11 protein-coding genes and 2 tRNA genes are annotated in these 13,195 nt (G+C 54.3%); 1 reads left to right on the top strand and 12 read right to left on the bottom strand.

The genetic code is table 11. From position 1 onward, the window contains the following. Nucleotide 1: 1 nt before the first annotated feature. On the top strand, nt 2-1,180 hold the full coding sequence (locus tag ACUVOF_RS16750; RefSeq protein WP_447045420.1) for an acetyl-CoA C-acetyltransferase: 1,179 nt from the start codon (nt 2-4) through the stop codon (nt 1,178-1,180). A gap of 70 nt (nt 1,181-1,250) precedes the next feature. Here the strand turns inward: ACUVOF_RS16750 and ACUVOF_RS16745 are convergent, their stop codons facing one another. The 12 genes from ACUVOF_RS16745 to tpiA form a co-directional block, all read right to left on the bottom strand. Continuing rightward, nucleotides 1,251-2,420 (bottom strand): MFS transporter, encoded by a 1,170-nt coding sequence (locus ACUVOF_RS16745; RefSeq protein ID WP_447045419.1) that lies wholly within the window; start codon nt 2,418-2,420, stop codon nt 1,251-1,253. A gap of 138 nt (nt 2,421-2,558) precedes the next feature. Continuing rightward, nucleotides 2,559-4,727, bottom strand: coding sequence for a polyribonucleotide nucleotidyltransferase (pnp, locus tag ACUVOF_RS16740; protein WP_447045418.1), 2,169 nt, complete (start codon nt 4,725-4,727; stop codon nt 2,559-2,561). Nucleotides 4,728-4,914: 187 nt separating this feature from the next. Then, on the bottom strand, nt 4,915-5,184 hold the full coding sequence (rpsO, locus tag ACUVOF_RS16735; RefSeq protein ID WP_007111823.1) for a 30S ribosomal protein S15: 270 nt from the start codon (nt 5,182-5,184) through the stop codon (nt 4,915-4,917). A gap of 122 nt (nt 5,185-5,306) precedes the next feature. Beyond that, nucleotides 5,307-6,227, bottom strand: a complete 921-nt coding sequence (gene truB, locus ACUVOF_RS16730; RefSeq protein ID WP_447045417.1) for a tRNA pseudouridine(55) synthase TruB — start codon at nt 6,225-6,227, stop codon at nt 5,307-5,309. Continuing rightward, nucleotides 6,227-6,643, bottom strand: a complete 417-nt coding sequence (gene rbfA / locus ACUVOF_RS16725; protein ID WP_447045416.1) for a 30S ribosome-binding factor RbfA — start codon at nt 6,641-6,643, stop codon at nt 6,227-6,229. The genes truB and rbfA overlap by 1 nt, the downstream gene beginning before the upstream one ends. 18 nt (nt 6,644-6,661) lie before the next feature. Next, a complete protein-coding gene (gene infB, locus ACUVOF_RS16720) occupies nt 6,662-9,241 on the bottom strand; it encodes a translation initiation factor IF-2 (RefSeq protein WP_447045415.1) in 2,580 nt (859 codons plus the stop codon). A gap of 27 nt (nt 9,242-9,268) precedes the next feature. After that, a complete protein-coding gene (gene nusA, locus ACUVOF_RS16715; protein WP_113269737.1) occupies nt 9,269-10,783 on the bottom strand; it encodes a transcription termination factor NusA in 1,515 nt (504 codons plus the stop codon). Between the two features lie 72 nt (nt 10,784-10,855). Further along, nucleotides 10,856-11,317 carry a ribosome maturation factor RimP gene (gene rimP / locus ACUVOF_RS16710; protein ID WP_113269738.1) on the bottom strand — a complete coding sequence of 154 codons (462 nt, stop codon included), beginning with the start codon at nt 11,315-11,317 and terminating at the stop codon, nt 10,856-10,858. Nucleotides 11,318-11,642: 325 nt separating this feature from the next. Continuing rightward, a tRNA-Met gene (locus ACUVOF_RS16705) sits at nt 11,643-11,719 on the bottom strand. A 189-nt stretch (nt 11,720-11,908) separates the two neighbouring features. After that, a tRNA-Leu gene (locus ACUVOF_RS16700) sits at nt 11,909-11,995 on the bottom strand. 44 nt (nt 11,996-12,039) lie between these two features. Further along, nucleotides 12,040-12,399 carry a preprotein translocase subunit SecG gene (gene secG, locus ACUVOF_RS16695; protein WP_022520708.1) on the bottom strand — a complete coding sequence of 120 codons (360 nt, stop codon included), beginning with the start codon at nt 12,397-12,399 and terminating at the stop codon, nt 12,040-12,042. 4 nt (nt 12,400-12,403) lie between these two features. Then, on the bottom strand, nt 12,404-13,153 hold the full coding sequence (gene tpiA / locus ACUVOF_RS16690; RefSeq protein ID WP_447045414.1) for a triose-phosphate isomerase: 750 nt from the start codon (nt 13,151-13,153) through the stop codon (nt 12,404-12,406). Between the last annotated feature and the right edge of the window lie 42 nt (nt 13,154-13,195).

The raw sequence follows: 13,195 nt of genomic DNA, 5'->3' as shown, positions 1-13,195 counted from the left end.
TATGAAAGAAGTAGTCATTGTTGCGGCTCGTCGCACCGCTGTTGGTGCTTTTGGTGGTTCGCTTGCTGGCATCCCTGCAAGTGATCTTGGCGCTTTAGTGATTAAAGATATCCTCGAATCCACCGGTGTCGCCCCTGATCAAGTTGACGAAGTGCTGCTAGGACAGGTGCTTACCGCGGGTGTGGGTCAAAATCCAGCTCGTCAGGCGTCCATCAAAGCGGGCCTGCCGGATTCCGTCCCGGCCATGACCATCAATAAGGTATGTGGCTCTGGGCTTAAAGCAGTACACCTAGCGACGCAAGCCATTCGCTGCGGTGATGCAGAACTTATTCTGGCGGGCGGCCAAGAGAACATGTCTGCGTCTCCCCATGTATTGCCCAACTCGCGTACCGGCCAACGCATGGGCGACTGGAAAGCGATCGATACTATGGTACACGATGGCTTGTGGGACGCCTTTAACAATTACCACATGGGCATCACCGCTGAAAACTTAGCCGAGAAATACGGTATTACCCGCGAAGAGATGGATAAGTTTGCCGCTCAGTCCCAGCAGAACGCTGCGAATGCTATCAAAGAGGGTAAATTCAAAAGTCAGATCGTGCCGGTACATATCCCTCAGCGCAAAGGCGATCCAGTCGTCTTTGATACCGACGAAAACCCGCGCGAAGTCACTGCCGAAAAACTTGGCGGCATGAAGCCTGCGTTTAAAAAAGATGGCACCGTTACCGCGGGTAACGCCTCCTCACTAAACGACGGCGCTGCCGTGGTGATGATTTGTTCCGCTGAAAAAGCCAAAGAGCTTGGCCTCGAACCGCTAGCGCGAATTGCCGGTTATGCTAACGCTGCCGTTGACCCGGCCATTATGGGTATTGGCCCAGCACCAGCGACACGCCGCTGCCTGGAAAAGGCGGGCTGGAGCCTGGATGACCTGGATTTAGCAGAAGCCAACGAGGCGTTCGCTGCACAAGCGCTTTCGGTCAACAAAGAGCTGGGCTGGGATGTCAGCAAGGTGAACGTTAACGGCGGCGCAATCGCGTTAGGCCATCCTATCGGGGCTTCCGGTTGCCGCGTGCTGGTATCGTTGCTGCATGAAATGATTGCCCGCGATGCCAAGAAAGGCCTCGCGACGCTGTGTATCGGCGGTGGTCAGGGTGTGGCCTTGGCTATTGAACGGTCTTAATAGTTCCTCTCAGGCAACTAGCAAACAATACCCCCGTTTTTACGGGGGTATTTTTTTGGTTCGTTCTTGCTCAACGACGCTTTTCCCCCACAATGCGCGAAGGCGTTCGCCATACCAATAGCGCCCCTAGTAGGAATAATCCTGACGCGGCCCACATGGCAATAGGCAGGCTAGTGCCATCGACAAGTCGCCCACCCAGCATGGCGCCTAGGCCAATCGACATATTGAAGGTAAATGCCATTAAGGCCGTGGCGGCTTCGGTATTGGGCGCGGTGCGCAAAATCCAGGTTTGAATGCTGACCGATACGCTGCCGAATACTGCGCCCCACGCCATTAGCAGCATAACGCCGCTGCTTGGCTGGACACCCAGCAAAGGAAATGCAGCGACGAAGACCAGCAGTAGGCTGGGAATCGCCAGCACTGCTCGGTAAGGATGTCGGCCGGCGAACATGCCTGCCGCAATATTGCCCACAATGCCTGCCGCCCCATAGAGCAGTAGCAAGCTGCCCACATGGCGCTGAGAAATACCACTGATCTCCTGCAGGATGGGGCTAATAAAGGTGTAGGCAGCGAAGTGCCCGACTACCACAAAAGCCGTGGTTAACACCGCCACACGCACACCACGATTGCTAAACTGTTGCGCCAATACACGCAGACGCACTGGCTCTCTTGGCGGTAACGGCGGCAGCCAGCGCCACAGCGCAATGGCCGTCAACATGCTTAGTCCGCCCAACGCTCCAAAGGCCACTCGCCAACTACTGAGATCCCCCAATAGCGTACCCAATGGCACACCCAACACTGAGGCTGCTGCAACGCCACCAAATATCATCGTCATCGCCTTAGGTACCTTCTCCTCGGGTACTAAGCGGGGGGCGATACTGCCAGCAACTGCCCAAAAGCCACCAATGCTGAGCCCTACCAATACGCGAGCGGCAAGCAACAATGCAAAGCTGCTTGCCAGTGCCGAAAAAGCACTGCCCACCACCATCACAACCATGAGTAGCGTCAGCATGATACGTCGATCCAAGCGCCCTACAGCAACCGGTAAAAGCGGGGCTGAAAAGGCCGCAACCACACCAGGAACGGTAACCATTAATCCTGCCATGCCAGGGGTAACATCCATACTCGATGCCACCTGAGATAACAGTCCAATCGGCAGTTGCTCTGCAGTTACCAATAAAAAGATGCCAATCATCACGGCCACCACCGCCCACCAGCGCGGTGCCTGTTCCTGCTCCATAGCTGCTGCTCCCTGCCTAACCAACCTTCGTTTAATAAGCTTGCGCTCAATAAAAAACACCGCCCCCGCAGCCAGAGGCTACGAGGGCGGTGTCAGGAACCTAACCAGCGATTTAGATCGTCATTAATAAATTAACGCTTAAATCGTAGATTCGGTTTCCGTTGTTTCCGCTGCAAAAGCGGCTTTCTCTTCTTCAGTGATCTCTTTCATCGACAGCTTCACGCGGTTGCGATTGTCGATATCGAGCACTTTAACGATCACGTCATCGCCTTCGTTCAAGAAGTCACGTACGTTGTTCACTCGCTCGGCAACGATCTGAGAGATATGCACCAGGCCGTCAGTACCCGGCATAATGTTAACAAACGCGCCGAAATCGGCAATACGCACGACCTTGCCGTGATACAGCTTGCCGATTTCCGCTTCAGCGGTAATCGCCAATACGGTGTCTATCGCCCGCTTCGCAGCGGCTTTATCTTCCGCGTAGATACGTACAGTGCCATCATCGTCCAGGTCGATAGAAGCGCCGGTGTCTTCACAAATCTTGCGAATCGTCGCGCCGCCTTTACCGATAACGTCACGGATTTTATCTGGATCGATTTTAATCGTTGCCATAGAGGGCGCGTTGTCAGAGACATCGCTACGGCTCTGGCTGATCACAACATTCATCTGCTCGAGAATACTCAGACGCGCGGTCAGTGCTTGCTGCAGCGCGAGCTCCATAATCTCTTCATTGATGCCTTCGATCTTGATATCCATCTGTAGGGCGGTGACGCCCTCTTCGGAACCGGCCACTTTAAAGTCCATATCGCCAAGATGATCTTCATCACCCAGGATATCGGTCAATACCGCAAAGCCGTCTGGATCTTTTACCAAGCCCATGGCAATACCGGCGACCGGTGCTTTGAGCGGAACGCCCGCGTCCATCAAAGCAAGCGAAGAACCGCACACTGAGGCCATCGAGCTTGAGCCGTTAGACTCGGTAATTTCAGACACCACACGAATGGTGTAGGGGAAAACGTCTTCTGACGGCAGCATTGCCTGCACGCCACGACGCGCTAAGCGACCATGACCGATTTCACGACGCTTCGGGCCACCCATAAAGCCAGCTTCGCCCACTGAGTAGGGAGGGAAGTTGTAGTGCAGCATGAAGCGGTCTTTACGCTCACCTTCCAACGATTCGATAAGCTGGGAATCACGCAGCGTACCCAGCGTCGCCACGGCAATCGCCTGGGTCTCACCGCGGGTGAAAACGGCAGAACCGTGTGCTTTGGGTAGCACACCTACTTCGATGGCCAAGGGACGCACGGTTTGGTTGTCACGACCATCGATACGCGGCTCGCCTTTGACGACGCGTGAACGCACAACGCGTTTTTCCAAACCCGCGAAGGCGCCTTTGACGTCATCTTTGCTGAACTTGTCGTTAACCGGTTCGCCTTCATCGGCCGCCAGTTGTTGAATCGCCTGGTCTTTCAGCTCCGCCAATGCATCCTGACGCTGCATTTTGTCGGTAATGCGGTAGGCATCGCCCACCTTGGCCTCAAAAGCATCGGCAATGGCAGCTTTCAGCGCCTGGTTCTCTTCGGCAGCTTGCCACTCCCAGCGCGGCTTGCCCGCTTCAGCGGTTAGCTCTTTAATCGCGCTAATCGCAACCTGCATCTCCTGGTGGCCGAACAGTACAGCACCCAGCATTTCGTCTTCAAGCAGCTCTTTGGCTTCGGACTCAACCATCAGCACCGCTTTTTCAGTACCAGCGACGACCATGTCCAGCTCAGAAGTAGCGAGTTCTTCCACGGTGGGATTGAGGAAGTAACCCTGCTCTTCGTTAAAACCAACGCGTGCCGCACCAATCGGGCCACTAAACGGCACGCCAGAGATGCTCAGCGCCGCGGAGGTGCCAAGCAAAGCGGCAATATCCGGATCGTGGTTACGATCGGTAGAAAGAACGGTACAGACAACCTGCACTTCGTTCATAAAGCCCTTAGGGAATAGCGGACGAATAGGGCGATCAATCAGACGCGAGGTGAGCGTCTCTTTTTCAGTCGGGCGCCCTTCGCGCTTGAAGAAGCCGCCAGGAATTTTACCCACTGCGTAGGTTTTCTCTTGGTAATGTACCGAGAGGGGGAAAAAGGGTTGGCTCGGGTTAGCTTCTTTTCTCGCTACCACGGTACATAATACGACGGTATCGTCCATTGTAACCATGACAGCGCCAGTGGCCTGGCGAGCAATACGCCCGGTTTCGAGCGTGACGGTGCTACGACCGTACTGGAACGTTTTCTTTACCGGATTCACAGCGACTTCCTTCAGCATTATCAATATCTACTTGTCTATTCGTTTAGGTCGTTTTGACTCGTTACCATTCTAGGCGCTGGAGCGCGATAGGGCTACCAGTTCCCTCTTTCAGTTCTTTCTTTCGCCTCCCTCTTTGGTAAATGCGGCCCATAAAAAAACGGGCAGCTCCTTGGGAGCTGCCCGTTTCTGATCGTTGCCGTTAAACTTAGCGGCGCAGACCTAAACGCTGAATCAGAGACTGATAGCGTTCGAAATCTTTGCGCTTTAGGTAATCCAGCAGCTTACGACGCTGGTTAACCATACGGATCAGACCACGACGAGAGTGGTGATCCTGCTTGTTGGTCTTGAAGTGGTCCTGCAGGCCATTGATATTGGCACTCAGCAGTGCAACCTGCACTTCAGGGGAACCGGTATCGTTGTCGCCGCGGCCGTATTCAGTAACGATCTCGGCCTTCTTCTCAGCGGTTAAAGCCATCTGTCTCTCCAGTAAGCAATATGCCTAAAAATGAATGGGTGAGACCACGCATATTTGCAGTCTCAAGCTACTACTTTCTACTAGCGATTTTCTCGCACACGGCTGCATCCTTGCAACGCTGCTTACGAGATAGCGACGGTACTTAACAGTCGCTTAGGCGCCACTTCCTGAGCACCTTTCACTACGCCAAGGCCGATAAACGTCTCGGCGTAATAAAGTCGGGCTACTTCGTCCGGAGCTAATGCGCCGGTTTCGAGAGCAGCGGGCTGGCCATGGGCCAAACGAGAATGGGCGGTGTCGTCTACCGTCAGTAACGGTAAATGATCCACCAGCACATCCACGGGCATGAGCTCAGCTTCCAGTGCCGCTTGGTCGGCCAATGCTTCCAAGGCCTCTAGCGTCCACATCGCGTCGGCTAAAAAAGGACCCGTTTTGAGCCTTCTTAACTGACTGATGTGCGCGCCACAACCAAGTGCCAGACCAATATCTTCGGCTAACGTGCGGATGTAGGTGCCTTTGCTGCAGCTTACTTCCAGCTCGAAAGCAGTGCCATCAAATGAAAGCAGGCGCGCATCATACACGCTTACTCGCCGTGCTGCACGCTCTACCTGCTTACCTTCGCGAGCTAACTCGTAGAGTTTTTTGCCCTGATGTTTTAAGGCCGAATACATCGGCGGCACTTGGTCAATTTCACCACGAAAACGAGTGAGTACAGCTTCCACGTCATCGACGCTTAGGCTAGGAACCGCATGCTGCTCAATAATCGTACCTTCCGCATCGCCGGTATCGGTGATCACACCCAGCTCAACCCGGGTGCGATACACCTTGTCGGCTTCCAGCAAGTGCGATGAAAACTTGGTCGCTTCCCCTAGGCAAATCGGTAATAAACCGGTTGCCATCGGGTCTAATGTGCCGGTGTGCCCGGCTTTTTGAGCCTGGAACAGCCGACGAACACGTTGCAAGGCATGGTTGCTGGAAAGCCCTTTGGGCTTGTCCAGCAGCAATACTCCATTGACCGGCAAGCCACGACGTTGACGCGCCACTAGCGAGTTTCCTCACTTTCCTGGTCGTCGGCGTCTTGGTCACTGTCTTGATAACGTGCACGATCCGTGGTCACCGCTTCATCTATCAATGAAGAAAGTTGCTGACCGCGCACCACACTTTCATCGAAATGGAAGCGTAGTTCCGGCACGTGGCGTAGCTTAATGCGCTTAGCAATCTGGCTTCTTAGAAAACCGGCAGCGCGCTTAAGCACCTGCAGGTTCTCTTTAATACGCTCAGGCTCTTGCTCACCCAACAAAGTGACATACACATCGGAGTAGCCAAGGTCGCGACTAACGGTAACACCGCTGACCGTGACCATGCCTAAACGAGGGTCTTTCACTTCTCGTTGAATCAGTACCGCCAGCTCCTTTTGGAGCTGGTCGGCCACCCGGTCGGTACGCTTAAATTCGCGCATGTTTAGCTCCTCGCAGCCTTACAGGCTACGCTCGACCTTCACTTGGTCGAAGACTTCGATCTTGTCACCGACTTGAACATCGTTGTAGTTCTTCACGCCGATACCACACTCCATACCGTTGCGCACTTCCTGCACATCGTCTTTGAAGCGGCGCAGCGATTCGAGCTCGCCTTCGTAGATCACCACGTCATCACGCAGCACGCGGATTTTCTTATTACGATGCACATTGCCTTCGATGACCATACAACCGGCGATGGCACCAATTTTCGGCGCACGGAAGACATCGCGTACTTCAGCAACACCGACAATTTCTTCTTTCCACTCCGGCGCGAGCATACCGCTCATCGCCTGCTTGACCTCGTCGATCAGCTGGTAGATAACGCTGTAGTAGCGCAGATCCAGGCCTTCACGCTCGATGATCTCGCGAGCAGCGGCGTCAGCACGGACGTTAAAGCCGACCACGATGGCTTCAGAAGCCAGCGCCAAGTTGGCATCGGTACCGGTAATACCGCCCACACCCGAGGAGACCACAGCCACTTCGACTTCATCAGTGGAGAGTTCTTCCAGGGCGCCTTTGATCGCTTCCAGAGAACCTTGAACGTCGGCCTTGAGGACGATGTTGACCTTGGCCACTTCGTCTTGGCCCATCTGGCTGAACATGTTTTCCAGTTTGGCCTTCTGCTGACGCGCCAGGCGCACTTCGCGGTATTTGCCTTGACGGAAGTTAGCCACTTCACGGGCTTTCTTCTCGTCGGCCACGACCATGAAGTCATCACCGGCATCTGGCGTGCCGCCCAAGCCTTGAATCTCGACCGGCATGGCCGGGCCAACTTCATCGACTTGCTGGGCAAGCTCGTTGGTCAACGCACGTACGCGGCCGTAGTGCAGGCCAGCCAGGACGATATCACCCTTTTTCAGCGTGCCGTTCTGAACCAGTACCGTAGCGACCGGACCACGCCCTTTATCAAGACGTGATTCCACCACCACACCTTTACCCGGCGCAGAAGGAACAGCCTTAAGCTCGAGTACTTCGGAGGCCAGCTGGATCGCTTCCAGCAGCTCTTCCATACCTTCACCGGTTTTAGCAGAGACGTGAACAAACTGCGTATCACCGCCCCACTCTTCCGAAATCACGCCGTGCTGGGAAAGCTCGTTTTTGATGCGATCCAGATCGATGCCCTGCTTATCGATCTTGTTCACCGCCACTACCATAGGTACTTCAGCGGCTTTGGAGTGCTCAATCGCTTCGATGGTTTGTGGCATCACGCCGTCATCCGCTGCGACAACGAGAATGACCACGTCCGTTGCCTTGGCACCGCGGGCACGCATGGCGGTAAACGCCGCGTGACCTGGGGTATCCAGGAAGGTAACGCCACCGTGGTTATCTTCCACGTGGTACGCGCCAATGTGCTGGGTAATACCCCCGGCTTCACCGGTCGCCACTTTCGCTTTACGGATGTAATCCAGCAGCGACGTTTTACCATGGTCGACGTGGCCCATTACCGTAACAACGGGTGAACGGGTGATCTCTTCGCCTTCGTAGGAGATGCCTTCGAGCATTTCCGTTTCCAGCGCGTCATCTTTCACCAACTTCGGCGTGTGGCCCATCTCTTCCACCACGATCGCTGCTGTATCCTGATCGATGGTTTGGTTGATGGTGACCGCCGCGCCCATGTTAAACATGGCCTTGATCACTTCGTTGGCCTTGATCGACATCTTGTCGGCCAATTCAGCCACGCTGATAGACTCAGGGATCGACACTTCACGCACGATCGGCTGGGTCGGCTTCTGGAAGGCGTGCTTGCCATTGCCGGCCTGGCTGCCACCACGGCGACCACCACGACGCTGCTCGGCACGTTTTACCTTCTTACCACCGCCACCGCGTTTACGCTCCTCACGATCACCACGATCTTCATCGTCACGCCGCCCTTTGGCTTTCGCCGCCGTTTTCTTAGGCGGAGCGGTACGACGGTCAGAGCGACCTTCTTTCGGCGGCGCTGGCGGCATATCGTCGCCGGACGGCGTGTCGTCAATCTCAAGATTGGGCACGTCGATATCGGGCGTTGCTGGCGCTTTTTCAGTTTTCGGCTTGGTTTCAGCTGGCTTCTTAGCGGCGGCTTCTTTCTTGCTAGCAGCCTCTTCAGCGGCTTTAGCTGCCTGAGCCTTCTGCGCAGCGGCTTTTTCTTCAGCGGCACGCGCATCGCTTACCTTACGCTCAGCTTCCGCTTCAGCCATATCACCGACCAACTGGCGTGGGCCTGTATAGCTCGGCTCTGGCGCCTTTGGCTTCTCATTTTCAGCGCTTTTGACGTAAGTTTTCTTTTTACGTACCTGCACTTCGATGGTTTTGCCGCGCTCGCCAGTATTGATGCGGCTACGGGTTTTGCGCGTCAGGGTAATGCGGTTTTTACCTGCATCGCCTGTATCGCTACCACCGTGACTCTTCTTGAGGAAACTCAGCAGTTTCTGCTTATCTTCTTCAGACACGGCATCGCTTTCAGAAGCGTGCTTTAAACCGGCTTCTTTCATTTGCTCTAGTAGGCGAGGCACATCACGGCCCACCTTTACTGCGAAATCTTTAACTGTCATATCTGACATAGTGACCCTCCTCAGCCCGTGACCTGTTTACTGTGTGTTCGAACCCGATGCGTCATCGACTTCAAACCAGGGCGCACGGGCAGTCATGATCAGTGCCGCTGCGCGCGCTTCGTCCAACTCCTCGATATCGACCAGATCGTCGACAGACTGCTCGGCGAGATCTTCCATGGTGACAATGCCGCGACTGGCCAGGATGAAGGCCAAGTGACGCTCCATGCCATCCATCTCCAGCAGATCAGCTGCTGGCTGGGCGCCGTCTAGCGCTTCTTCCGAGGCGATTGCCATCGTTAGCAGTTCATCTTTCGCTCGTGCACGGAGTTCTTCTACCAAATCTTCATCGAACTCTTCGATTTCGAGCATCTCTTCCAGCGGCACGTAGGCGACTTCTTCTAGGGTTGTGAACCCTTCTTCTACCAACAGGCGGGCGACATCCTCATCCACTTCAAGGTGCTGGATAAAGGAGTCCACCAGGCTATCAATCTCTTGGTCGCGCTTAGACTCAGCTTCCTCTTCGGTCATGACATTAATTCGCCAGCCGGTGAGTTCAGAAGCCAGCCGCACGTTCTGACCGCTCCGACCGATGGCTTGAGCAAGGTTATCCTGAGCAACCGCCACATCCATCGCGTGGGCATCTTCGTCCACTAGAATAGACCCTACATCGGCAGGCGCCATGGCATTGATGACCAACTGGGCGGGATTGTCGTCCCACAGCACGATATCGACGCGTTCGTTTTGCAGCTCGGAAGAGACTGCTTGAACACGCGAACCACGCATACCCACACACGCACCAACAGGATCAATGCGGCGATCATTGGTCTTAACTGCAATTTTGGCGCGCGAACCGGGGTCACGCGCAGCACCTTTAATCTCAATTAACTGCTCAGCAATTTCAGGCACTTCAATTTTAAACAGCTCAATGATCAGCTCGGGGCATGTCCGTGATAGCTGAAGCTGGGCGCCGCGAGCATCTGGGTCCACTTTAACCAACAGGGCGCGCACCCGCTCATTCATGCGGTAACGTTCACCGTGAATCATTTCGTTGCGCGGTAAAAACGCTTCAGCGTTTTCACCCAGGTCAATGATCAGGCCATCGCGAGTGGTCTTTTTAACAATCCCTGCGACCAGCTCGCCTTCACGGTCGGCATATTGGCGAACGACTTCTGCCCGCTCAGCTTCGCGTACCTTTTGTACGATAACCTGCTTAGCAGTTTGCGCCGCAATACGGCCAAATGCAGCGTTCTCGATGCTTTTCTCGACCACATCACCCAGTTTCAGCGGCGGATCGCGCTGCTCTGCAATGCTTTCTTTAATCTCGTAATCTGGCGTTTCGAATTCGTCATCTTCCACAACGGTCCAAAAGCGGAAGGTTTCGTATTCACCGGTACGCCGGTCAATATGCACGCGCACATTGGCTTCTTCTTTTTCAAAACGCTTACGTGACGCACTCGCAAGAGCGGCTTCTACCGCTTCGAAGATGACGTCACGAGGGACGCCCTTCTCATTGGAGATCGCGTCAACGACCATTAAAATTTCTTTACTCATGCGTATGCCTCGCCAGAAAACCTATCCTTATGTGCATCACCCCGGCAGCCTGCCGGCAGCGCCGCTACCCGGTTAATCGTCGAACTGCGGTACAATGTGAGCGGAATCAATACTTTCTATAGGAAAGCAGTACTCTTCGCCATCCAGTTGTAGGAGTATTTCGTCCCCTTCAACACCGACCAAAAGCCCTTGATACTTGCGCCGCCCGTCAAAGGCAGTGCGCAGCTTTAGCGCGACGTGATGACCTTGAAAGCGGGCAAACTGATCCAGGGAGTACAAGGGGCGTGCCATGCCGGGCGAGGAGACTTCCAACCGGTACTCACCGGCAATGGGGTCTTCTACATCCATGACAGCACTGACTTGGCGGCTAATATCTGCGCAGTCTTCCACGCTGACACCACTCTCGCGCTCAATATAGATCACCAGCCGCGAATTCTTGCCCTGGGAAAGATGGTCGATGCCCCAAAGCTCAAAGCCCATAGCGGCAACAACAGGTTCAATCAGCGCGTGAAGCGCAGCGTGTTTAGTGGCCACAGACAAAGCTCCTATAGCCGTTGCATCAGGCACCTGGCCAGGAGTTATTAGAAAAGCTAGGTGGCTGATTGGCGTTACTCGGAAATGTGCATCCATTCATACGGACGCATCCGCTATTAAGATTACTCGTGTCAGCGTCAAGCGGGCGTTAGCCCAGCGCTATAGCTAACCAAAAGCTGCTAACAAAAAGCCCCTTCACTGGAAGGGGCTTTTTAAAAGAAACCTTAAGTACCGTTTCAGCAACATGCCCCAGGATTAACCTGATAGCCGCTATTTTCAATCTACACAAATAGAGAAAACAGCTGACGAACATGGCACTAGAAAATGGTAGCGGGGACCGGATTTGAACCGATGACCTTCGGGTTATGAGCCCGACGAGCTACCAGACTGCTCCACCCCGCATCAATCTAGGTCGACGATAATAGACACTTAAGCCCCTTACGTCAAGAACTACTTGCTTCAAGAACTGCTTATTTCAAGGATTACTAATTTCAATAGCACGTACTTAAAGCTGTTTTTTTCGCCTAAAAACCAAACCTGGCATTCTGACAATAAAAACATTCTGGGAAGCTGGCGAACCAGCAAAACAGATGGTGCCGAAGGCGGGACTTGAACCCGCACGACCATACGGTCACTACCCCCTCAAGATAGCGTGTCTACCAATTCCACCACTTCGGCATCAGGGGAGACTAAAAAATAACAGCGACCGAATCATCAACTACTTACTCGCTGCTTTCCTCTAGCACTGGCGCGGTATTATCCACATCCGCAGGCCTATCGTCAAGCGTCGGAACACTCTGCTGCTGCTCGATCAGACGCGAGTCTGGGATGCCGGCTTCCGGCGCCTGTCCGGCTTGAGTCGCGAAGTAAGCCAACGCCATGGAAGTAACGAAGAAACCCGCCGCTAAAATGGCCGTCGTGCGCGACAGAAAGTTACCGCTACCCCGTGAGCCAAACACGGTTTGTGATGCACCGCCCCCAAAAGCAGCACCGGCTTCAGCGCCTTTACCCTGCTGAAGCAGGATGAGTACCACCAGGGCGACCGCAATCACCACATGAATCATAAGAATTGCAACTTGCATGGCGTTATCCTGCTGACTGACAAATAGCATAAAAATCATCGATCTTAAGTGAGGCTCCGCCCACTAGACCGCCGTCGATATCCGGCTGAGCGAGTAGCTCAACCGCATTGCTTGCATTCATACTGCCACCGTAAAGCAACCGCAGTTGATCAGCGAGCTCCTTATCAAAACCCGCTTGGTAGGCACGAATACCGGCCATGACCTCTTGGGCTTGATCAGGCGTCGCCGTGCGCCCAGTACCAATCGCCCAAACGGGCTCATAGGCAATCACCACCTGTTTGCGCTGGCCCGGCTCCAGGCGAGACATTACATACCCTACTTGGCGAAGCACCACATCCATCGTGCGCCCCGCGTCCCGCTCCTCCAGTGACTCCCCGACACAGAGAATCGGCGTGATATCCACGCTTAATGCCGCTAGCAGTCGTGCAAATATCTGCTCATCACTCTCTTTATAAAGCTGACGCCGCTCTGAATGCCCAACCAATACATAAGAGACCGCAAACTCTTTGAGCATGCGACCACTTACTTCCCCGGTATGAGCTCCTGAATGAATGGGGTTCAGCGTCTGCGCACCCAATGACAGCACCGTGCCCTCGAACGCATTACGCGCCGCATCCAAATAAGGGAACGGCGGAATGATAACGGTATCCACTTTCGTTGGCGATACGGCTTCGGAGAAGGCCCGGCCGAATTCATTGATCAACGCCACGGAACCGTTCATTTTCCAGTTGCCGGCAATTAAGGGCGTACGCATCGACTTTCCTCACTCAAGGTGGAGCGAAATGGTATAGGAGCG

It is taken from the genome of Vreelandella sp. H-I2, from assembly GCF_052959335.1.
This window is presented reverse-complemented; position numbering and strand designations above follow the sequence as displayed.